The organism is Blautia wexlerae DSM 19850 (genome assembly GCF_025148125.1).
Taxonomy (GTDB): domain Bacteria; phylum Bacillota; class Clostridia; order Lachnospirales; family Lachnospiraceae; genus Blautia_A; species Blautia_A wexlerae.
On sequence record NZ_CP102267.1, the window covers coordinates 923,523 to 946,869 of the forward strand.

Annotated in this window: 23 protein-coding genes; 19 read left to right on the plus strand and 4 right to left on the minus strand. The window is 42.5% G+C overall.

Features of this window, described 5'->3' with window-relative positions; translation table 11 throughout:
• Positions 1-132 precede the first annotated feature (132 nt).
• Complete coding sequence (locus tag NQ550_RS04305; protein ID WP_025579382.1) at positions 133-609, minus strand: DUF4358 domain-containing protein; 477 nt, start codon at positions 607-609, stop codon at positions 133-135.
• Entirely contained in the window at positions 606-1,400 is a 795-nt protein-coding gene (locus tag NQ550_RS04310) for a GDSL-type esterase/lipase family protein (RefSeq protein ID WP_008707883.1), read from the minus strand. Before NQ550_RS04310 ends, NQ550_RS04305 begins: the two co-directional genes overlap by 4 nt.
• A 308-nt stretch (positions 1,401-1,708) precedes the next feature.
• Here NQ550_RS04310 and NQ550_RS04315 point away from each other — a divergent pair, with 308 nt between their 5' ends.
• The 6 genes from NQ550_RS04315 (at position 1,709) to NQ550_RS04340 (ending at position 8,972) form a co-directional block, all read left to right on the plus strand.
• The gene (locus NQ550_RS04315; RefSeq protein WP_025579383.1) at positions 1,709-2,578 is read left to right on the plus strand and encodes an HdeD family acid-resistance protein; all 870 of its coding nucleotides are present in this window, start codon (positions 1,709-1,711) and stop codon (positions 2,576-2,578) included.
• Between the two features lie 7 nt (positions 2,579-2,585).
• Complete coding sequence (locus NQ550_RS04320) at positions 2,586-3,422, plus strand: hypothetical protein (protein ID WP_022380551.1); 837 nt, start codon at positions 2,586-2,588, stop codon at positions 3,420-3,422.
• Between the two features lie 55 nt (positions 3,423-3,477).
• Positions 3,478-4,260, plus strand: coding sequence for a prolipoprotein diacylglyceryl transferase (locus NQ550_RS04325; RefSeq protein ID WP_008707888.1), 783 nt, complete (start codon positions 3,478-3,480; stop codon positions 4,258-4,260).
• Between the two features lie 60 nt (positions 4,261-4,320).
• Entirely contained in the window at positions 4,321-6,042 is a 1,722-nt protein-coding gene (locus tag NQ550_RS04330) for a S8 family peptidase (RefSeq protein ID WP_025579385.1), read from the plus strand.
• A 160-nt stretch (positions 6,043-6,202) separates the two neighbouring features.
• Entirely contained in the window at positions 6,203-7,594 is a 1,392-nt protein-coding gene (locus tag NQ550_RS04335; protein WP_025579386.1) for a uracil-xanthine permease family protein, read from the plus strand.
• Between the two features lie 145 nt (positions 7,595-7,739).
• Positions 7,740-8,972, plus strand: coding sequence for a 6-phosphofructokinase (locus tag NQ550_RS04340; RefSeq protein ID WP_025579387.1), 1,233 nt, complete (start codon positions 7,740-7,742; stop codon positions 8,970-8,972).
• A 296-nt stretch (positions 8,973-9,268) separates the two neighbouring features.
• Here the strand turns inward: NQ550_RS04340 and NQ550_RS04345 are convergent, their stop codons facing one another.
• Positions 9,269-10,990 (minus strand): ABC transporter ATP-binding protein, encoded by a 1,722-nt coding sequence (locus NQ550_RS04345; protein WP_025579388.1) that lies wholly within the window; start codon positions 10,988-10,990, stop codon positions 9,269-9,271.
• Between the two features lie 157 nt (positions 10,991-11,147).
• Between NQ550_RS04345 and NQ550_RS04350 the strand changes: the two genes are divergently transcribed.
• The 13 genes from NQ550_RS04350 to NQ550_RS04410 all read left to right on the plus strand — a co-directional run bounded on the left by NQ550_RS04350 (position 11,148) and on the right by NQ550_RS04410 (position 22,838).
• The gene (locus NQ550_RS04350) at positions 11,148-11,456 is read left to right on the plus strand and encodes a hypothetical protein (protein ID WP_025579390.1); all 309 of its coding nucleotides are present in this window, start codon (positions 11,148-11,150) and stop codon (positions 11,454-11,456) included.
• Positions 11,425-12,663, plus strand: a complete 1,239-nt coding sequence (locus tag NQ550_RS04355) for a vWA domain-containing protein (protein WP_025579391.1) — start codon at positions 11,425-11,427, stop codon at positions 12,661-12,663. Before NQ550_RS04350 ends, NQ550_RS04355 begins: the two co-directional genes overlap by 32 nt.
• A 192-nt stretch (positions 12,664-12,855) precedes the next feature.
• Positions 12,856-14,406, plus strand: coding sequence for an AAA family ATPase (locus NQ550_RS04360; protein ID WP_025579957.1), 1,551 nt, complete (start codon positions 12,856-12,858; stop codon positions 14,404-14,406).
• Positions 14,407-14,528: 122 nt separating this feature from the next.
• On the plus strand, positions 14,529-15,341 hold the full coding sequence (gene srtB / locus NQ550_RS04365) for a class B sortase (RefSeq protein ID WP_025579958.1): 813 nt from the start codon (positions 14,529-14,531) through the stop codon (positions 15,339-15,341).
• Between the two features lie 121 nt (positions 15,342-15,462).
• Positions 15,463-16,185 (plus strand): NAD-dependent protein deacylase, encoded by a 723-nt coding sequence (locus NQ550_RS04370; protein WP_025579959.1) that lies wholly within the window; start codon positions 15,463-15,465, stop codon positions 16,183-16,185.
• Positions 16,186-16,281: 96 nt separating this feature from the next.
• The gene (locus NQ550_RS04375; protein ID WP_008707901.1) at positions 16,282-16,473 is read left to right on the plus strand and encodes a DUF951 domain-containing protein; all 192 of its coding nucleotides are present in this window, start codon (positions 16,282-16,284) and stop codon (positions 16,471-16,473) included.
• A 110-nt stretch (positions 16,474-16,583) separates the two neighbouring features.
• Entirely contained in the window at positions 16,584-16,871 is a 288-nt protein-coding gene (gene rpsF, locus NQ550_RS04380) for a 30S ribosomal protein S6 (RefSeq protein ID WP_020993443.1), read from the plus strand.
• A 79-nt stretch (positions 16,872-16,950) separates the two neighbouring features.
• Positions 16,951-17,412, plus strand: a complete 462-nt coding sequence (locus NQ550_RS04385) for a single-stranded DNA-binding protein (protein WP_022380542.1) — start codon at positions 16,951-16,953, stop codon at positions 17,410-17,412.
• A gap of 36 nt (positions 17,413-17,448) precedes the next feature.
• A complete protein-coding gene (gene rpsR / locus NQ550_RS04390; protein ID WP_008707906.1) occupies positions 17,449-17,712 on the plus strand; it encodes a 30S ribosomal protein S18 in 264 nt (87 codons plus the stop codon).
• Positions 17,713-18,117: 405 nt separating this feature from the next.
• Positions 18,118-20,169, plus strand: coding sequence for a DHH family phosphoesterase (locus NQ550_RS04395; protein WP_025579962.1), 2,052 nt, complete (start codon positions 18,118-18,120; stop codon positions 20,167-20,169).
• Entirely contained in the window at positions 20,166-20,612 is a 447-nt protein-coding gene (gene rplI, locus NQ550_RS04400) for a 50S ribosomal protein L9 (protein ID WP_008707912.1), read from the plus strand. The genes NQ550_RS04395 and rplI overlap by 4 nt, the downstream gene beginning before the upstream one ends.
• Positions 20,613-20,632: 20 nt before the next feature.
• Complete coding sequence (dnaB, locus tag NQ550_RS04405) at positions 20,633-21,961, plus strand: replicative DNA helicase (RefSeq protein WP_008707914.1); 1,329 nt, start codon at positions 20,633-20,635, stop codon at positions 21,959-21,961.
• 406 nt (positions 21,962-22,367) lie between these two features.
• Positions 22,368-22,838, plus strand: a complete 471-nt coding sequence (locus NQ550_RS04410; RefSeq protein WP_025579965.1) for a MerR family transcriptional regulator — start codon at positions 22,368-22,370, stop codon at positions 22,836-22,838.
• Positions 22,839-22,907: 69 nt separating this feature from the next.
• Here the strand turns inward: NQ550_RS04410 and NQ550_RS04415 are convergent, their stop codons facing one another.
• Complete coding sequence (locus NQ550_RS04415; protein WP_008707918.1) at positions 22,908-23,081, minus strand: DUF362 domain-containing protein; 174 nt, start codon at positions 23,079-23,081, stop codon at positions 22,908-22,910.
• Positions 23,082-23,347: the final 266 nt, after the last annotated feature.

The following is a 23,347-nucleotide window of genomic DNA, read 5'->3' on the forward strand; positions in this document are numbered from 1 at the left end:
ATTATGAATATTATAGTAATTCTATTAACTGCATTTTCTCTTAACAGTATTATTAAGAGGACTGCCATAGTAATGGTTCTGCAGTCCATTAGCGTAAAATGCGGAACAGTTACGAGGATTAAAGTAAAATGCTTATATCATGGAAAGAAAGGCAGTGCGCCAGTTCTGTGCGTCTGCGCCGCACATATAATATACATAGTTTCCTTTTTTTCCAACAACTGCATTGTTCAGAAGAGCCATCTGATCTGTGCCATATCCCTCAAATACCTGCTTCTGACCGGAGAGATGGGCGTTTGCATTTTCAAGCAAAGTATTTGCCTGGGTATTGTCAGTGGCTTTCATAATACAGATTTCTTCTACTGCCATGGGTGAAGCGGCTTTGTAGAAGAAATAACCGTCAATATTGCGGTCATCTGTCTGATAATAATGTTTCAGGTCAGAACGTGCTTCTTTATTTAAAGAAGTGATATCAGAATCCTGTTCCATAGTCTGTGCAATCTGTTCCATGGGTACATTCTTTGCGCTGTCGGAGGTATACAGGACAGTCAGATATGCGATAAGGAAAAGAACAAATGCACCTTTGATAAAAATATGTAAATAATTTTTCATGCCTTTAACCCCGCAATCTGTGCCATATTTGTCAGCCATTTGGGATAGTAGTCCTGAATCACATGTTCACCGTCCGGTTCATACAGATTCTCTGAACTGTCTGTTACAATCGTTGAATTGTCAATAAAGGTACATCCCATTTCCTGACAGAGTTTGATAAGTCCTTCATTATAATCAGGGTAATATCCAAGATCAGGAGTCTGTGCGATCGCTTCATCAGTAATCGGCAGAATGCAGTTGATATAAATTGGGACATCTGGTAAGGCTGTCTGGATTTTCTTTATCTGCGTCCTGTATGCATCAATAAATTCTGATGAAGCCGAACCATATATTTCCAGGTCGTTGGAACCAAATGCCATGAATACATGAGAAGGATTCAGAGCAATTGCCGTACTGATCTGATCATCGGCTGCACCTACATTTAATCCTCGTTTGCTGACTACCACATCCGTATCCAGATATCCGTATTCTACGATGGATTCTGTGATAGAGTCACCGATGATGACGTTTCCGGCAAAAACCTGTCGGATTTCTACATCACTTAACAGGGTAGATCCAGAACCGTCTGAAGCATCAGAACCGGAAGAAATGCCGGTTGTCTGTTTCAGAGCCTGAAGCTGTTCTTCTGTCTGTGAAATGTCTGAATTTTCCAGAGCCTGAAGGCGGGCTACATTTTCTTTACAGACAGAATCATTCTCATTTCCGCGGGTGCATAAAAAAATCACTGCACCGGCGAGTATAACACCGACAGGGATAAGAAATAAAACTTTATTCTTTGGTTGTTTTTTCAAAATAAATCCTTCCTATGGAAAAATATCCATTTTATGACATAGTTTTATTTATAGCAATACTCTCAAATGTATTATTTATGAGTATCGCTATAATTATAATACGCACTAAAAAAACTTCAAGGAAAAATTCACAAATTTTACACAAAGTCATGCAGTTGCCTGTGGACGAAGAGAAAGAAAGAAGTTATACTATTTTAGAAGAAATGGAATAGTATTTTTAACCGAATCAAGTAAGTCCCCTGCGGAGATTACGAAAAGCAATAAGAGTGGGTGTGGACTTGCTATCATACAGTCAGGAGGAAAAGGTTATGGGGAAAAAAGTTTCTGATTTTTTAAAAAGCGAGATTTTATCATCAGTTTTTTATCTGGCATTTGGTCTGTGTCTGCTCCTGGTTCCGGACCAGACCGTAAACATTATCTGCAAGATTGTATTCGGACTGGTAATGATCGCTTCCGGTATTTATCATATTGTTATTTATACAGCTGAGAAGGAAAAGGCAACGATTCTTGATCTGTTTACGGGTGTGATCGTCATGGTGCTTGGAATTTTTCTTTTCTTTACACCGCAGATCGTGATCAAAATCCTGCCATATTTACTGGGAGCCTTGGTACTGGTTGACAGTATCTGGAAGATAAAGGGAAGTTACAGACTGAAAAAAGCCCAGAGAGGACGCTGGAAGATTATTCTTATTGGCTGTCTGGTATTTATTGCGCTGGGTGTTTCCATGTTGCTCTATTCTTTTTTGAGTGTAACCCGGATGATCCTGTTTTCCGGAATTATTCTGACTGCTGATGGAGTGGCAGACATTGTATTTTTGATCATGATTCGTCTTGGAATGAAAAAATCCGAAAAACTCTGTGCTGAAAAAGAACAGGAAGAGAATGGCAAAGAGAAACCATGGGATGATCTGGCAGATGCAGGTCTGGACGAAAAAGTGCAGGATAAATCTTTAAATGAAGATGAAACAGAATGGAAGCAAGATACAGATTCTCAGGTTCAGGAAGCGGAGATGGAAATAGAAACCGGGAAGACTGCAGATGCAGCAGATGCAGCAGATGCAGACGCCATTCTGGATGCAGAGATGCAGACTCCGGATGAAGGCGTGGAAAGTCCCGGCAGAGAAATCCGGGAAATGCTGAAAAATCATGATGAACCGCTGGAAGAATGGAAGGACTGAGTGAAATATGCAGGAACAGAATCCCATTGTACTGATGAATTTCTCCGGAATTTACAGAGAAGAAGAATTCTGGAAAAACAGACAGGTATCCTGGATTGAGCTTCAGGATGTCTGTGGGACAAACTGCTATTGTGATGAGGAAGCAATCGCAGAGATTAATAAACGAACAGAAAATTATCCAACTGCCGGAATCCATTTTATTGATTCCGGCAATTATCACTATATGACAAGACTTTGGCTGACAAGAATGGATCAACCGTTCTGTCTGCTGGTATACGATAATCATACAGATATGCAGCCTCCGGCTTTTGGTGGGATTTTGTCGTGTGGAGGATGGATCGCGGCAGCGTTGGAGGAACTGGAGAATCTGAAATATGTGATCCTTGTGGGACCGGATGAAGCAGCCTATGAGCAGGTAGATGAGAATCTGAAGGACAGAGTGATATTTCTCTCCAGAGAGAAACTTCAGGTGATGAATGATGAAGAGAGAAACTGGTTTCTCAGGGAAACAGTCAGTGAAGTATGTAATTGGAGAAAATCGGAAGGTTTACAGGAAGATGCTGAAAAATTCCTTCCATTATATATATCTGTTGATAAAGATGTGCTTTGTACAGAGGATGCACAGACGACATGGAGCCAGGGGGATATGAGGCTGACAACTTTGGTGTCCGGTGTACAGACTGTATTGGAATGTGCAAAAGAAAGCAGTGGAAAGATTGCCGGTGTGGATATCTGCGGAGAAGCAGATGCGGAAGCGGTACATGAGAATGAAGCCAATGATTATGCAAATGAAAAATTGCTGGAGGTTTTTGAAGGTTTATTTGGGAAATCCGACTGTGAATAATAAATAAAATGAGAGAGTGACAGGAAGTATTTTAAGATTTGAGAGGATTTGAGACATGCATAATGAATTGTTGCATATAGGACCGTTGACGGTATATGGTTATGGATTTATGATCGCCATGGGAGTATTGGCTGCCTGGTTTGTGGCTGAGCAGAGAGCGCGTAAACTGAAACTTGCATGTGAACATATTTTTTATCTGGTAGTGTGGTGCGCCATTGGTGGATTTACATCTGCGAAGATTTTGTTCTGGATTACCAACTGGAGGGAATTTCTGCAGAATCCAAGGCAGATCATAGGATCAGATGGATTTGTGGTATATGGAGGAATCATCGGAGGAATTCTGGTGGGCTGGCTGTACTGCAGGATAAAGAAGTTGAAATTTCTGGAGTATTTTGATCTGATGATGCCATCCATTGCACTGGCACAGGGATTTGGCAGGATTGGATGCTTTCTGGCAGGCTGCTGTTATGGGAAAGAAACTTCAGGGCCTCTGGCGGTTACGTTTACAAATTCAGATTTTGCACCCAACAATGTTGCTCTGATCCCGACACAGATTTATTCCGGTTTTTTGGATTTTGCCCATTTTCTGTTGCTGCTTTATGTGGCAAAGCATAAGAAAGCAGATGGACAGGTGGCTGCCTGCTATCTTATTTTCTACAGTATAGGAAGATTTGTGATAGAATTTTTCAGAGGAGATATTGAAAGAGGAAGCGTAGGAGTATTGTCGACTTCGCAGTTTATCAGTATTTTTACAACTGTGGCTGGAATTATATTATTACTGACTGTTGTGAAGAAACAAAAGCAGGAAGCGAATATCAGTCTGAACAGTAAAGGTTAGAATTGTCATAAAGAGCATATATTGTGCATATCATGTATAAAAAATCCAGGGAGGACAGTAATGTTCAGACCTGACGATTTTGAAGTGCAGATACAGCAGGAAAACCCCCCGGGCATTCATGCTGAGCCGTCAATACCGCCGGCACAGGATGAAGAGTACGGGGATTTTATTGTAAAACATGGACAGAATATGGGTGGAAAATTTCTTCCTGTGAATGAATTGTTTGGAATTCTATATATTCCGCTGAATGAGATTGGTCCGCTGGAAATTAATTCCTATACGTATGCATCTTTGCCGAAGTGTTATACATTTATGGATGCGGATGCATTAAATTCATCCGGGATTACGCGGTTACATAATCATCCCTATCTGAAACTTCAGGGAGAGGGCACAGTGATCGCAGTGATTGATTCCGGGATTGATTATCTGAATCCAATCTTTCGAAACGGAGATGTAAGCCGTATTGCATATATCTGGGATCAGACAATTCTGGGAAATGAGGATGAACAGGTTCCTTATGGAAAGGTTTTTACCGGAGAGGAAATTAATCAGGCATTGCTGTCGGAGAATCCACAGGAGATTGTACCCTCATTGGATGAGAACGGACATGGTACAGCTATGGCAGGGCTGGCAGCAGGCAATTTTGTACCCACAGAAAATTTCTCAGGAGCAGCTCCGAAAGCAACGATCATTGTGGTGAAATTAAAGAAAGCAAAATCCTATCTGAGAAAATTTTACCAGTATCCGCCACAGGCACCGGTATTTCAGGAAGACGACATTATGCTGGGGATTTCTTTTGCAGTGAAGATGGCACAAGAGATGGGAATGCCGGTTTCCGTTTGTCTGGGACTTGGCACCAATCAGAGCGCACATGTTGGTGACAGTGAGTTGAGTCGATATGTAGATTATATTAATGAAGATTCTCAGGTATCAGTATCTGTGGCAGCAGGAAATGAGGGTGCAGCACAGCATCATTATACAGCAGAGTTGGACTATGTGAAAAATCAGGATACTGTTGAACTTCGTATTGCGGATAAAGAAGAAGGATTTTCCATGGAATTTTGGGGAGATCCGCCGGATGACTATGGGATATCGTTACAGTCACCGGCAGGAGAAAAGCTGTATGTGAGCAGTTCTCTTGGTGCAGGTACTCAGGAATTAAGTTTCATTTTTGTGGAGACGAAAGTGCTGGTCAATTACGTAAAGATGGAGAGGATGACCGGGAAACAGCTGATTTATTTTCGCTTCTTTCATCCGGCAGCAGGTATCTGGAAGGTAAATGTCAGTAAAAAAGGAATATCGGGAAGCAGGTTTCACATGTGGCTTCCGGTGCAAGGGCTGATTTCGCCGGATACTTATTTTCTGGAGTCTACACCTTATATAACTGTTACTGCACCTGGGGATTCAACCAGAGGTATTACGGCAACAGCTTATCAGTATCTGGATAACAGTCTGTATTTTCAGGCTGGGAGAGGGTTTACTCCAAATAACCAGGTGACACCTGATCTGGCAGCACCGGGAGTAGATCTGCTCATTCCATTGCCGGGAGGGGCGTTTGGAAAGGCTTCGGGGAGCAGTCTTTCTTCGGCTGTTGTTGCAGGAGCAGCAGCATTGGTGCAGGAATGGGCGATCGTGAGAGGAAATATTCCTTATGCATCGGGAAATACAGTGAAGTTTTATCTGCAGAAAGGGGCAGTGAGAGAAGAACAGATGGAATACCCCAATCCGGGATGGGGATATGGAAGACTGGATCTGTATCGGACATTTGAGATTATAAACTGAAAGGTTTATGAAATACTGGAAAATACATATAAAAGATAAAATAATAACCAAATTTTAAGAGTAAATATTGTATAGTTTTAGACCAAAAATAATTAGGCCGTCTAATTGTTTTTTTGGACAAAAAATGTTACAATCGTACAAAAGAAATTGGGAGGCAATTATGAAGAGAGGCAGTATTTTTGAAACTGACGGAATCCCCCGCATGAGTGAGGCTTTACCCCTTGCCATGCAGCATGTCGTAGCTATGATCGTTGGCTGTGTCACACCGGCGATCATCGTTTCCGGAGCAGTTCCAGGCGGACTCTCCAGAGAAGACCAGGTTATCCTGATCCAGTCGGCACTGGTCATTGCAGCATTGTCAACTTTGCTTCAGCTGTTTCCGATTGGCGGAAAGGCGAAATTTGCAATTGGCTCAGGCCTGCCGATTATCATGGGTGTCAGCTTTGCTTACGTGCCAAGTATGCAGGCGATAGCGGAATCGTATGGAATAGCAGCAATCATGGGTGCGGAGATTGTTGGTGGTATCGTAGCAGTTGTTATGGGTTTGCTGGTCAAGAAGATTCGGGTATTTTTCCCGCCGCTAATCACAGGAACAGTCGTATTTACCATCGGTCTTTCCCTGTATCCGACTGCCATTAATTATATGGCAGGCGGTACCAGCAGTCCGAATTACGGATCCTGGCAGAACTGGGCAATTGCATTTTTCACGCTGATCGTTGTTACAGCTCTGAATCATTTTGGAAAGGGAATCTGGAAACTGGCATCTATTCTGATCGGTATTATAGTGGGATATCTGGTTTCTATTCCGTTTGGAATGGTAGATTTCTCAAGCATAGGGGAAGCAGGTGTCTGTCAGCTTCCATCTCTGATGCATTTTGGAGTACAGTTTGAGCCGTCTTCCTGTGTTGCACTGGGAATTTTATTTGCTATCAACTCTATTCAGGCAATCGGTGATTATTCAGCGACTACGATCGGAGCTATGGACAGAACACCTAAGGATGATGAACTGCAGCGTGGAATCGTTGGTTATGGTCTTTCTAACGTTGTAGGCGCATTGCTCGGCGGACTTCCCACAGCAACATACAGCCAGAACGTTGGTATTGTTACAACTACAAAGGTTATCAACCGTTGGGTACTGGGACTTGCAGCTGCAATTCTCGGTATAGCAGGTCTGGTTCCGAAATTCTCAGCTATCCTGACAACGATTCCTCAGTGTGTACTGGGCGGTGCAACTGTGTCTGTATTTGCATCGATCGCAATGACAGGTATGAAGCTGGTTGCTTCTGCTGAGATGGATTACCGTAATTCATCTATCGTAGGACTTGCAGCTGCACTGGGAATGGGTGTATCTCAGGCAACAGCTGCACTTGCAAGCTTTCCCACATGGGTAACAACAATTTTCGGTAAATCACCGGTTGTCCTTGCAACTATTATTGCAGTAATGCTTAATGTGATCCTTCCGAAAACACGGGATGAGCAGAAAGAAGAGGCAAAAAAAAAGATTAAAATAGAACAGAAACTGGAAGAAGACCACAGGGAATTCGGGGAATAAAAACAGAAACTGAATATGGGAAATATAAGGTGTGCTTTCACAGGGGGATGTGGGAACACACCTTTTTATTGAATTGCTATGGAAGGCAGTTGTATGATATAATGAAAAGCAATCACATTAAATCAAACGATACAGGAGGTTTCTTATGTCCAGAAAGAATCTGATCGTCGGTCAGTCCGGCGGTCCTACCGCAGTAATTAACAGCAGCCTTTACGGAGTTGTATCCGAGGGAATGCGTCATCCGGAAGCTATTGAGCATGTTTACGGAATGATAAACGGAATTGAAGGATTTTTAAATGGAACAGTTCTTGACTTTGCCGAAGCACTTCCGGGAGAGAAACTTGACGGTCTGAAAGTCACACCAGGTGCTTATCTTGGTTCCTGCCGCTATAAATTGCCGGAATCACTGGAAGATCCGGTTTATCCAAGACTTTTTAAAAAATTTGAAGAAATGAATATTGGCTGGTTTTTCTATATCGGTGGAAATGATTCCATGGATACGGTGAGCAAACTTTCCCGTTATGCTGCGCAGACAGGCAGTGATATCCGTATCCTCGGAGAACCAAAAACAATCGACAATGATCTGATCCACACAGACCATACTCCGGGATTTGGAAGTGCAGCCAGATATGTAGCTTCTACAGTCCGCGAGATTACCATAGATGCAAATGTTTATGAAAAGAAATCCGTAACTATTATAGAGATTATGGGCCGCCACGCAGGATGGCTCACTGCTGCATCTGCACTTGCCCGCAAATATACAGGAGACAACCCTCTTCTCATCTACCTTCCGGAAACAGCCTTTGACCAGGAAGAATTTCTTAAAGCAGTAGAGAAATCATTTGAGAAAAACTGCAATGTCATTGTCTGCGTATCAGAAGGAATCCATGACGACAAGGGCACATTTATCTGTGAATACGACAATTCCGTAGGCACTGATACCTTTGGACACAAAATGCTGGCAGGCTGTGGTAAATATCTCGAAAACCTTGTCAGAAACCGCCTCGGTGTAAAAGCCCGTTCTGTAGAACTCAACGTCAGCCAGCGTTGCTCTGCATCCATGATGTCCGCCACAGACCAGCAGGAAGCCATCAAAGCCGGAGAATTCGGCGTACAGGCAGCCCTCAACGGCGAAACAGGAAAGATGATCTCATTTATCCGCAAAGAAACCTCTGACGGAACCTATATCATGGAATGTGGTCTTGAAGACGTCAATGCCATCTGCAACGAAGAAAAAACAGTTCCATCAGAGTGGATCACAGAAGACGGATCTGACGTCACTGAAGCCTTCATAAACTATGCCCGCCCCCTGATCCAGGGAACAGTACAGATCCCCTGCGGCGAAGACGGCCTCCCGTCATTCGTATACCGAAAATAGTATAGATTGACGGACGCGCAGGAAAATTAATTGTCTGGCGTGCGGTTTCGGACACTAAGATATTCTAAGGCGATAAAAATCTGCTAAAAGCATGAGCCCGCAGGGTCAAACTCGCTGTCGCTCAGACAGTGACCCTGTGGGCTCATAACGCATATTTTTATCGTCTAAGAATATCTAAGTATCCTGCAAATGCACGCCAGACAATTAATTTTCCTGCGCTGTTATAATATATATCAGTAGATTGCAAATATAAAGATAACTGTTTCGCAGTTTATTATCGGATACTATAAACAAAATCACATATTATAATAAGCCGCATACACTCCATTCATATCCAACAGCTCTTCATGTGTCCCCCTCTCAGCAATCCCATCCTCAGTGATCACAATAATCTCATCCGCATCCCTGATCGTAGAAAGTCTGTGCGCAATGGTAATAGTAGTACGGTTCTGTGAAAGCTCTTCAAGACTTCTCTGGATCCATCGTTCACTCTCATTATCCAGAGCACTCGTAGCTTCATCAAGGATCAGGATCGGCGGATTCTTCAGGAACACACGTGCAATGGAAATCCTCTGTTTCTGACCGCCCGAAAGTCTTGTTCCGCGTTCTCCGACATAGGTATCATACTGCTGTGGAAGTTCCATAATAAAATCATGAATGCTTGCCCGCTTTGCAGCTGCAATAATCTCTTCATCAGAAGCTCCCGGTTTTCCATATGCAATATTATCCCGGATCGTACCGTCAAACAGATAGACATCCTGCTGTACAGTTCCGATATTATTTCTGAGACTCTTCAGAGTCAGGCTGCGGATATCTTTTCCATCAATAGTGATCCGTCCCTCTGTTACATCATAAAAGCGTGGCAGAAGAGAACAGATAGTAGTTTTCCCGCCACCTGACGGACCCACAAGTGCCACAGACTTTCCGGCAGGGATATCAATAGAGATATCACTGAGAACAGGGGTATTATCGTCACTGTAATGAAAAGATACATGCTCATAGCTTACATGTCCCTTCACATCAGTAAGTTCTCTGGCATCCGGAGCGTCTGTGATCTCTGACTCTGTTTCCATAACATCAAGGAAACGGCGGAAGCCTGAAAGACCCTTTTGCATCATTTCTACCAGCTCGACCAGAATCTGGATCGGACTGATAAAGATTCCGATATAAAGTGCATACATGGCAAGATCTGCAGTCTGCATTTCTCCGTTGGCAATAAGATAACCGCCATACACCAGAGTGACCAGATACATCATTCCCTGAAAGAACAGATTAGAGCTCATAAAGCTTCCCATACAGCGATAATTATCACGCTTTGAAAGCAGAAAAGCTTCATTGCTTTTTTTGAATTTGTTATGTTCAATATCTTCATTTGCAAAGGACTGTACCACACGGATACCGGAAAGTGTGTCCTGGAGACTTGCATTGACATCCCCGATCTTACGTCTGTTTTCCATAAAAGTTGCCTGCATTCGGGCATTCTGCTTAAAGGAAAACCAAAACATAACAATAACGAGGATGATCAGTGGAAATGCCAGTTTCTTATTGATAAAGAAAAGAAAGACAAAAGCACCGATGATCTTTACCAGAGAGATAAAAAGGTTTTCAGGACCATGGTGTGCAAACTCGGAAATATCAAAAAGATCACTGACCAGCTTGCTCATCATCTGACCGGAATTATTCTGACTGTAATAGGAAAATGAAAGCTGCTGGTAATGATCAAATAATTCCTGCCGCATATCCCGTTCCATATTTGCTCCCATCATGTGTCCCTGGCAGGTTACATAATATTTGCAGAGACATTGGATCACATACATAAGAAAGAGTCCTCCTGCGATCACAGGCAGTGCATGAAGAATCCTTGACTGATCCTGAGTGAACAGTGTTTTTGTCATAGTCCGCAGGATCTGAGGATATGCCAGATCTATCAGACTGATCACGGCAGCACATATCAGATCAATAAAAAAGACCGTTTTATACGGATCATAGTAGTGGATGAATTTTTTGATAGTATTCATAAGATAAAATCCTTTCATCTGTGATAGAATATATGTAATTTTATAGTAACATAACGGAAAGGAAAGTCAATAGAGGGGCAGGAACAGGACTTTAAAATGAAGCTTTTTTGTGTTATATTGTGGTTATGGTAATTTCACAGGAGAGGAAGATGATCTGATGCAGGACAGAAAGCTTGAACAGGCTCTGGAGATTTATTTTCAGGAAAATCCGGACAGAGAGTCCGATAAATATCAGGAGATACAGAAATACCTGAAGCTCAGAATACGTTCTGTAATGGAGCTTCTGATAGAGAATGAGGATACAGAAAGGATGGAACAGATCGAGAAATGCGGATGGTTTTCCGCAAATGAGCTGGAGAATTTTATAAAATGTGCACAGGAAAAAGCAAAGCTGCGTTCTCTGGTATGGCTGCTTCATCTGAAAGATAAAAAATATGGATACCAAAAAAAAGACTTTTCACTGTAAAACAACAACAGAGCAGGAACTTACCGGAAAAAAAATCCTGCAAAACTGCAGAAATCAATTATATCTGGACTTTCCTTATCTGGACGGGGCATTTACAAGTCTGGAATACAAAGCAGACAGCAGCATTGATACAATTGGGACAGACGGGGAGCTGATTTATTTTAATCCGGTATTTCTTATGAAAAAATATCTGGAAGATCCGGCAGCAGTAAGAAGAGGATATCTGCACATGCTGCTTCACTGTCTGTACCTTCATATTTTCATGGAACCTGACAGAGATTCCGGTGAATGGGACAGGGAATGCGACTGTTTTGTAGAGCAGCTGATCGACAAGGCTGTCGGAGAAGGCAAAATCAGCCTGAAGAAAAGAAAATCAGATGATACACAGGTGAACACAAATACTTTTGATGATCACATATTCTGGCAGAGAACTGCCGGACAGGCATCAGGAGGCAGGAGAACAAAGGAAAAATGGGAACATATCCTTGCTTATACCTCACAGAATAAGACCGGTATGCAAAGCAGGGCAGGGACTCAGACAAACGATCAGCAGGAAGAACTGGATGAGATCTACCGCAGTAAATATGATTACCGGAAATTTCTGAAGCAGTTCTGCAGACTGCGGGAGGAAGTGGAGCTGGATACGGAGAGCTTTGATTATATTTTTTACAGCTTTGGAATGGAACATTATGGAAATATTCCATTGATAGAACCGTTGGAGTATAAAGAAGTAAACCGTCTGGAGGAGCTGGTGATCGCCATTGACACATCCGGTTCATGTTCAGGAGAAACTGTACAGAGATTTCTGGGTGAAACCTATGGGATTTTAAGTGAAAAAGAGAATTTTTTCAGCAGGATGAAGGTATATATTGTCCAGTGCGACTGTTTTATCCAGAAAGTGGATGTGATCCATTCTGAGGAAGAGTGGAAGGAATACATCCGGAACGTTAAGATCCAGGGCAGGGGAGGTACAGATTTCCGCCCTGTATTTGAATTGATCCGTCAGGAAAAAGAGAGAAAAGAACTGAAGAATCTCAGAGCACTGATCTATTTTACAGATGGTGACGGGATTTATCCGGGACAAAAGCCGGATTATGAGACTGCATTTGTATTTCTGAAACGGACGGACAAGATGAAACTGGTGCCGCCATGGGCGAAATGTCTGATCACAGGAATGGGGCAAACTGCGGAGCAGATGTCAGTTTGAGTAAATAATGTTACTGTTCACTGGTAATATCCCGCGAGGTGTTTTTTGTGAGCGAAGGTCACAGAAAACCCGAGACATACCGCGCGAATTTATGCGATTAGCATAAATTCTGTGCATCGCGAAGCGTGTTGCTGGGAACGGAGTGAACAGAGTGAACAGTAACTAAATAATTAGCAGGAGTATGATAATAAAATGAACATACAGGAAGCAAAAACAGAAATCTGTAATACACTTCGTGCATATCTGGCGAAGGATGAGAATGGATATTATACTTATCCTCTGATCCGTCAGAGACCGCTGTTGCTGATCGGTCCGCCGGGAATCGGCAAAACTGCCATTATGGAACAGGCGGCAGCAGAGTGCAGTGTGGGACTTGTAGCCTACACCATTACCCATCACACCCGTCAGAGTGCCATCGGTCTTCCGGAGATCGTTAAACGGAATTACGGTGGAAAAGGAATGATGGTGACAGATTACACAATGAGTGAGATCGTGGCATCTGTCTATGATTGTATGGAGAATACAGGCAGGAAAGAGGGAATCCTGTTTATTGATGAGATCAACTGTGTGTCTGAAACCCTGGCACCGGCAATGCTGGCACTTCTCCAGAATAAAACCTTTGGAAGTCATAAGATTCCGGAAGGCTGGATTCTGGTAGCAGCGGGAAATCCACCGGAGTATAATAAATCTGTCAGGGAATTTGATATTGTCACACTCGATCGTGTCCGTAAGCTTACAATTGAGCCTGACTGCGATATCTGGCTGAAATATGCAGGACAGCAGAATGTGCACCAGGCGATCATTTCTTATCTGTCTGTGAAGAAAAACAATTTCTATGCGGTGGAGAATGCAGTAGACGGTAAATTCTTTGTGACTGCCAGAGGCTGGGAGGATCTTTCAAGACTTCTGCAAAGCTATGAAAAGCTAGGAATCGGGATCAGTGAGGAACTGGTGGAGGAATTTCTCCAGAAAGACGAAACAGCCAGAGATTTTGCAGGATTTTATCAGTTATATACAAAGTATGGGGAGGATTATGAAATCCCGTCGATCCTGTCCGGAAATCTGAGTCGGGAGAATCTGGCGCTGAAGGAGAAGATGGCTGCAGATGGAGCTTTTGAGGAGCGTTTTGCAGTTGTAAATCTGATCCTGGGGGCATTGAGAGAAAAAGCGGAAGAATATGGACAGGCAGATCATCAGCTTGAGGTACTCTATGAGATGCTTCTGCATCTGAGAACTCAGGTGAGAAAGAATGCTGAGGAAGAGAAGCTGGGAATTTCATTGCTTGAAGAATTTGTGCAGGAACAGGAAAACAGTCTGCAGATCAAAGTAAAGATGGAACTGATCTCAGTAAGAGAACAGAAATATCAGGAGACGGCAATCCGCAGGCTGAGGGAATATATTCTGACAGCAAAGAAAGAACATGTGCGGTCAGCTGAAAATGGATTTAAGCGGATCAGTAAATGTTTTGAAAAAGAAGCAGTATGCAGAGAAGATATGATCCAGAAACTCCAGGGAGAACTGCAGAATGCCTTTTTATTTATTAAAGAGAGCTTTGGCGAAAATCAGGAAATGCTGCTTTTCGTGACAGGGATCACAGCGGATAAGTCAATGACTTCGTTTATTGCCGGAAATGGCTGTCCGGCATATTTTGAACACAGCGAGATGCTTTTATATAATAAAGAAGAAAATGAACTGCGAAAAGCGTGTCTGGAGGCAGTGCATGATGGATTACAGGAAGAATGATGTGACCGGGTATAATAGTCTGTCACAGACAGCGGTTGGAAACGGATGTCTGTATATTATATAGAAGTCAATCAGACAGCAGCTGATACATAGCAGCAATGTGCTGCGGAAATGGAGGAAGAATGTCAGAAAAACAGCCTAAAAAAAAGAAGACAGCAGGGGATGTTGTGTTGACGGTTGTTCTGATCGCAGCAATCTGTGTATTCTGTTATGCAGGATATAATCTGTTTCATATTTATACAGAATATAAGAAAGGTACGGATGAGTACAATTCGATCACACAGATGGCGGTAACAGAACGAGATCCGGATGGAGAAGCGGCAGGACCGGAAGCCGGCAGTGAGCTGAAAGCACCTATGGATATTGACTTTGCATCTCTTAAAAGTGTAAATAATGATGTAGTGGGATGGATTTATGTGGAAGCAGTGCCGGATATCAATTATCCCATTGTGCATGGCAAAGACAATGAAACTTATCTTCACAGAACCTATGAGAAGAATTACAATTTTGCAGGTACTATCTTTGTGGACTATGAAAACAAAGGTGATTTCAGTGATTGTAATACGATCGTGTATGGCCATAATATGAAAAATGGTTCCATGTTTGCTCAGCTTAAGAAGTTTACACAGGATGAAGAGACTTATAAGAAGAGCAAATATTTCTGGATCTTTACACCTGAGAAAAACTACAGGTATGAGATTATTTCTGCGTACACCACAGGTGTGAACAGTGATACCTATACACTGTTTAAGGGACCTGGTGAGGAATTTGAAAAATATCTGGAGAAGATTCGAGGATATTCCGAGATCCGGACAGATGCAGAAGGAATGAACATAAAGGACAAGATCATTACTCTGTCTACCTGTACAGGAAACGAGGCAACCCGTTATGTTGTCCAGGGAAAACGTGTGGATACACTTGATGTCGGGCAGTAGAATTATGAAGAGCAGTTACCTGAATCAGAAGAAAATCGTATTGCTGTAAAAGCAGACGATAAAAATTCAGATGATAAAATTTCAGTAACAGTGTTTGGAAAAAATAAAGGAGGAATTCTAAATGGCAGGAGAAGTTGAGAGATTACAGGAACTTGTAGACAAATATGACAATATTGTCTTCTTCGGCGGAGCAGGTGTTTCCACAGAGAGCGGAATCCCGGATTTCAGAAGTCAGGACGGACTTTATCATCAGAAATATGACTATCCTCCGGAAACGATCTTAAGCCATACATTCTTTATGAGAAAGCCGGAAGAATTTTTCAAATTCTACAGAGACAAGATGCTTTGTGACACTGCAAAACCAAATGCAGCACATCTGAAGCTGGCAGAGCTGGAACGGGCAGGAAAACTGAAAGCAGTTATTACCCAGAATATCGACAATCTGCATCAGATGGCAGGCAGTAAGAAGGTGCTGGAGCTTCATGGAAGTGTATACCGCAATTACTGCATGAAGTGTCACAGATTTTATGATTTTGCCCACATGAAAGCATCCACAGGTGTTCCGAGATGCGAATGTGGTGGAATTATCAAGCCGGATGTGGTATTGTATGAAGAAGGTCTGGACAATCAGACGATCAATGAAGCAGTGAAGGCAATCTCAGAGGCACAGGTGCTGATCATAGGGGGAACTTCCCTGGCTGTTTACCCGGCAGCAGGACTGATCGATTACTTCCGGGGAGAGCACCTTGTAGTGATCAACAAATCCCCGACTCCGAGAGACAGATATGCAGACCTTCTGATCCAGGGGCCGATCGGACAGGTATTTTCACAGATTCATTGCTAGCGTGTCTGAAAAATCAAGGGTAACTGTTCAGCGGTTCGCTATTTGGCGAAGTACAGGACAGTTACTGTCAAAGTTATATAAGAGGAGTAAGAGATTATGGGACTTCCCTATGAAGTTGGTGATATTGTTACATTAAAGAAAGTCCATCCCTGTGGAAGCAGAGACTGGGAAATCTTAAGGGTAGGTGCTGATTTCCGCCTGAAATGTACAGGATGCGGACATCAGATCATGGTACCGCGCAAGATGGTTGAGAAAAATACTAAAAATTTGATAAAAAAAGAAAAATAGTACTTTACAGACACGAAAAACTATGTTAGAATCAACACTCGTGATATATTTTATATCCTTGCTCTTTGACAGGCAAAGGGCCAACAGACCATAAGGAGGTAAAGCAAGACATGAACAAGTACGAGTTAGCATTAGTTGTTAGTGCAAAAGTTGAAGACGAAGTACGTGATGCAGTTGTTGAGAAAGCAAAAGGATACATCACACGTTACAACGGCACTATCACAGAAGTAGAAGAATGGGGTAAGAAAAAATTAGCTTACGAAATTCAGAAAATGCATGAAGGCTTCTACTATTTCATTCAGTTTGAAGCAGACGCACAGTGCCCGGCGGAAGTTGAAAGACACGTTCGCATCATGGACAATGTATTAAGATACTTAGTCGTAAGAAAAGACGCATAATCTTATACAGGGTGGATTTTAGAAGGCACCATTAATTGATCCGTTCAACCATTCAAAGCAGAAACGAAGAGGTATTTATATGAACAAAGTAATTTTAATGGGACGCTTAACAAGAGATCCTGAGGTGAGATATTCCGCAGGAGAGAATGCATTGGCAATTGCCAGATATACACTGGCAGTAGACAGAAGATTCCGCCGTGACGGTGAAGCAACAGCAGACTTTATCAGTTGTGTATCCTTTGGACGTACAGCCGAGTTTGCTGAGAAGTATTTCCGTCAGGGACTTAAGATCATTGTTTCAGGACGCATTCAGACAGGCAGCTACACCAATCGTGATGGCCAGAAGGTTTATACCACAGAGGTAGTAGTTGAGGAACAGGAGTTTGCTGAGAGCAAGGCGGCTAGCGATAATTACGCAGCTTCCCATCCTCAGACATCATCCCCTGCACCTGCACCATCCATGCCGGCTCCGGGAGCAGCCAGTGCAGACGGTTTCATGAACATTCCGGATGGAATTGATGAAGAACTGCCGTTTATTTAATACAAACTGATAGAATAAAATAGGAGGAAAGCAATCATGGCTTACAATAGAGGCGAAAGACCAGACTCTCCAATGAAGAGAAGAGGCGGCCGCAGAAGAAAAAAAGTTTGTGTATTCTGTGGTAAAGAGAATAACGAGATCGACTACAAGGATGTAGCAAAATTAAGAAAATATGTTTCTGAAAGAGGAAAAATCCTTCCAAGAAGAATTACAGGAAACTGTGCAAAACATCAGAGAGCACTGACAGTTGCTATCAAGAGAGCACGTCATATGTCTATGATGCCATACATCCAGGACTAATTCTGAAGATGATAAATGCTGCTCCGCATTTGGCGGAGCAGCATTTTTGCATTATTTACGAGAATTGCTATATAACAGAATGAACAGTAACACAATAGTTACTGTTCACACGTCACTATCCCGCGAGGTGTTTTGGCATGAGAATGCCAAAATCCCGAGACATACCGCGCGAATTTATGCGAATAGCATAAATTCTGTGCATCGCGAAGCGTGTTACTGGGCACGGAGTGAACAGTAACACACAATAACCATTATTTTTGTGCGTTCTTCTGTTGCTATGGTAAATTCTGTTCAAATCTGTTATAATATGATTCAAAGGGCGTTTTTCACAGAACCTGCCTATATGCAGCACATTTGCTGTGTACAGGCGAAACAAATAGAATGATGAAGAACGGAAAGAAAGATATGAGTGATAAACTGAAATTAAAAGGGCATATGAAAGCATTCATGCGGTGGCCTCTGATTCTCTCGGCTTTACTGATCGTACTTAATATCTGGGTATATTTTGTCAGCGTGAAGGCTGGTATTATTGTGTCAGGTGGAATCCTGATTTATGTGGGATGTGCAGTAATAATACTCCGATGCCACAGACCGTTCATTGTAAATGAACTGATAGCCTTTGCCAATCAGTATGATTCGCTTGAAAAGAGAATCCTTGAAGAACTGGCATTGCCCTATGCCATTATGGATATGAATGGCAGAATGATCTGGTCCAACAAAGTATTTGCGGAGCTTACAGGTAAAGATCAGTTTTATAAGAAAAATGTCAGCACTGTTTTTCCGGATGTAACAGCTGACAAATTACCGGTCGCAGATAAGAAAGAGACTGCTGAGATCAGTACTCGATTTGGAGAGAAGACTTATCGTATTTCCATGCAGAGGGTGTCTCTTGGTGAAGTGGTTGCCAAAAGTGAGTTTCTGGAGAATTCAAACAGGAATGCCAGCCTGATCGCCATGTATCTGTATGACGATACAGAACTGAAGTCTTACATTAAAAAGAATGAAGACAATAAGCTTGTTGTAGCGTTGGCTTATCTGGATAACTATGAGGAAGCACTTGAGAGTGTAGAGGATGTGAGACGTTCACTTCTGATTGCTCTGATTGACCGGAAGATTACGAAATATTTTTCCAATTTCGATGGTCTTGTAAAGAAACTTGAGAAGGACAAATATTTCCTGATCATGCGCCAGAGTTCGCTTGAGGCTCTGAAAGAACAGAGATTTCATATTCTGGACGAGGTTAAAACAGTTAATATCGGAAATGAGATGGCGATCACTTTGAGTATTGGTGTGGGACTGAATGCCTCCACGTATATTCAAAATTATGAGTATTCACGTATTGCTATAGAGATGGCACTTGGACGTGGCGGTGATCAGGTTGTTATTAAGAATGGAAATAATATTACCTATTACGGCGGAAAGACTCAGCAGATGGAGAAGAATACCCGCGTAAAAGCCAGGGTAAAAGCGCAGGCACTGAAAGAGTTTATGAGTACGAAAGACAGAGTCGTTGTCATGGGACATAAAATCACAGATGTGGATGCGTTGGGAGCAGCAATCGGTATTTTTCGTGCAGGTAAAACACTTGGAAAATCTGTCAGTATTGTAGTGAATGATCCGACAAAATCTATCAGACCGTTGATCGCAGGATATGTGAATAATCCAGACTACGAGCCATCTATGTTTGTGGACAGCGAGCAGGCTAAAGATATGGTAGATAACAATACAGTGGTGGTTGTAGTTGATACTAACAGACCAAGCTATACGGAATGCGAGGAGCTTCTGCACATGACAAAGACAATTGTTGTGCTAGATCATCACAGGCGGGGAAGCGAAGTGATAGAGAATGCGGTGCTTTCCTATGTGGAGCCTTATGCATCCTCAGCCTGTGAGATGGTAGCAGAGATCCTGCAGTATTTCTCGGATGACCTGCGTATCCGCAATATGGAGGCTGACTGTCTCTATGCGGGAATTATGATCGATACAAACAATTTTACTACAAGAGCAGGTGTACGTACCTTTGAGGCTGCTGCATTCTTAAGAAGGAGTGGAGCAGACGTGACCAGAGTACGTAAACTGTTAAGGGATGATCTGAAATCTTATCAGGCACGTGCAGAAGCAGTGAGAACTGCACAGATTTACAGAGAATGCTATGCCATTGCCAGATGTCCAAGTGAAAATCTGGACAGTCCTACAGTTACAGGAGCACAGGCAGCCAATGAGCTTCTGAATATTGCAGGGGTTAAGGCATCGTTTGTACTGACTCAGTACAATAATGAAGTTTATATCAGTGCCAGGGCTATTGACGAAGTCAATGTACAGGTAATGATGGAAAAGATGGGCGGAGGCGGTCATATGAATATTGCCGGTGCCCAGGTCAAGGCTTCTCCGGATGAGGTGGAGAGAATGCTTAAAGACATCATAGATCAGGAATATCAGGAGGAAAACACAAAATGAAAGTAATCTTACTTGAAGACGTAAAAGCACTTGGAAAAAAGGGACAGATCGTAAATGTAAGTGACGGATATGCAAGAAACATGATCCTTCCTAAGAAACTGGGGCTGGAGGCAACTCCTAAGAATTTAAATGATCTGAAACTTCAGAAAGCAAACGAAGAGAAGGTCGCAAAAGAAGTATATGAAGCAGCACAGGCATTTGCAAAGGATCTCGAGACAAAAGAAATCATCCTTACACTGAAAACAGGAGAAGGCGGAAGAACCTTTGGTTCCGTTTCTTCCAAAGAAATCTCTGAAGCAGCAAAGAAACAGTTGAATCTTGACATTGATAAAAAGAAACTGCAGCTTCCTGAGCCAATCCGTACACTTGGTGTTACCCAGGTGCCTGTCAGATTACATCCTAAGGTAACAGGAACTCTTAAAGTATGGGTAAAAGAAGCATAAGTCTTCCGGAGGGATAAAGAATGGAAGAAGCGCTGATTAAAAGAATACTCCCCCACAGTATAGAGGCAGAGCAGTCTGTAATCGGCTCAATGATCCTGGACAGAGATGCGATCCTTGTGGCATCTGAGATACTTACCAGTGATGATTTTTATCAGAAACAATATGGCATCATCTTTGATGCAATGGTGGAATTGTGTAATGAAGGGAAGCCGGTAGATCTGGTGACCCTTCAGAATCGTTTAAAGGAGAAAGAACTCCCGCCGGATATCAGCAGTATGGAATATGTAAGAGATCTGATCTCAGCGGTTCCTACTTCTGCAAATGTGAAGTACTACGCAAAGATCGTCAGTGAGAAAGCAGTCCTTCGCAGACTTATCAAGGCAAATGAAGAGATTGCCAACACCTGCTATCTGGAGAAGGAGAATACAGAGATTATTCTGGAAGAAGCGGAAAAAAAACTGTTCAATATTCTCCAGAGACGCAACAATGAAGAATATGTTCCAATCCAGCAGGTAGTTCTGAATGCCATTAATAACATTGAGAAAGCGTCTAAGCTTAAAGGTTCTGTAACAGGTATTCCCACAGGCTTTATGGATCTGGATTATAAAACATCCGGTATGCATCCTTCTGATCTGGTGCTGATCGCAGCCCGTCCTTCCATGGGGAAAACAGCCTTTGTACTGAACATTGCACAGTATATGGCATTCCGAAAGGATGTCACAGTTGCCATATTCAGTCTGGAAATGTCAAAGGAACAGTTGGTGAACCGACTTCTGGCAATGGAATCTCATGTAGATTCCCAGAATATGAGAACAGGTAATCTGAAAGACGAGGACTGGACAAAACTGGTAGAAGGAGCAGATATTATCGGTAAATCTAATCTGATCATTGATGACACGCCGGGTATTTCCATTGCGGAAATGCGTTCCAAATGCAGGAAATATAAGCTGGAACATAATCTCGGGATTATCATGATCGACTATCTGCAGCTGATGAGCGGAAGTGGAAAAAGTGATTCCAGACAGCAGGAAATTTCAGATATTTCCCGTTCTCTGAAAGCTCTTGCCAGAGAGCTGAATGTGCCGGTGATCGCATTGTCTCAGCTCAGCCGTGCGGTGGAACAGCGTCCGGATCACAGACCAATGCTTTCGGATCTTCGAGAATCCGGAGCCATTGAACAGGATGCCGATGTGGTAATGTTTATCTACAGAGATGACTATTATCATAAGGATACAGAGAAGAAGGACATTGCAGAGATCATCATTGCCAAACAGAGAAACGGTCCCATCGGAACAGTAGAACTGGTATGGCTGCCGAGATATACACAGTTTGTGAATATGAAGAAATAATCTATCTCAGAGGAGTTTGATCTTTGACTTGAATAATATTATAGCAATCCTCTAAAATAATGCATCTTAATCCAGCCCATCAGAGTGTGAAATCCTGCTGAATTGTCTTAAATGCATTATTTACGAGGATTGCTATAGAAAAATTTCACAGGGAAACAGTATCAGGGGGAGAATCCGGTACTGTTTCCCTGTTTTTTGTGTCAAAATAAAGTTTTATAGGGAAGTTTGTCAATCGAAACTTCTTGCAATCTCGGTATGGCGTTTTATAATAAATATACATGATATCAGGATTACGACAGCTGTTTTTACAGTGCAGTGGTTCAATGATATCAGGTGATAGATTGAGTTGTTGATATGCATCAGTGATTTCTGATGAAAAAATGGACTCAAAAGGAGGAGGGGCAGCATGGAGCAGCGGTATACTGTGACTCAGACCGCAGAAATCCTTGGCGTGAGGGCATCGGTCCTCCGGTACTGGGAGGAAGAACTGGAACTGAGGATATGCAGGAATGAGCAGGGACATCGTTACTATACAGGAAATGATATTACGCTTCTGGCTAATATAAAGGAACTAAAGAAAAGAGGACTTGCCCTGAGAGCAATCAAAGAACTGGTTCCAAGAATTTCAAGGATTGCACCCGGGACTACTGCGAGCAAAGTGAAGCTTCTTGAAGATGAACAGCCTGAGAGGGAAAAAATACTTGAATTTCAGAAAATCATGGAACGTCTGATCGCTCAGGAGCTACATATGAAAAAAGAGGGAGAAGACCAGTGCCGGGATCTGGATGAAACGATCCGTAACAGACAGCTTGCGAGAAAAGAGGCTGCTGCAGCACTGGAAAAAAGAAGCAGGAGGATCAGAAGAAAACATTTGTAAAAGTTATCCATAAAGAAAACAGCTTCGTCTCTGCGGTAAACAGAGATGAAGCTGTTTTGAAATCCTGAATTATTCTGCTGGATGAATAGCCTCTGTTGGACATGCATCTGCACATGTTCCGCAGTCTAAGCATGCATCAGCGTCGATTACATAATGCTCATCTCCCTGAGAGATAGCTTCTGCAGGACATTCGCTTTCGCATGTTCCACAGCTTACACATTCGTCTGAAATTACATATGCCATAATTAGAATCCTCCTTATCGTAATAACGTTTTAGGCCCCTTTCGGGGTTCTGCATACATTTTAATATATCTTTGTCTGAATTACAAGTATAAAATCAGATACATTATAAAATAATATTAAGTTAGCATTTGCTTACTTTACCTGCAGATTACAAATAGCTGACGGACATGTGAATGTCTGTCCGAGCAGAGAAATTATCCTGCCAAAATACAGGCATTTGTATGATGGAAAATAGTCTGTTAATATACAAAAAAAATAAGAGTATC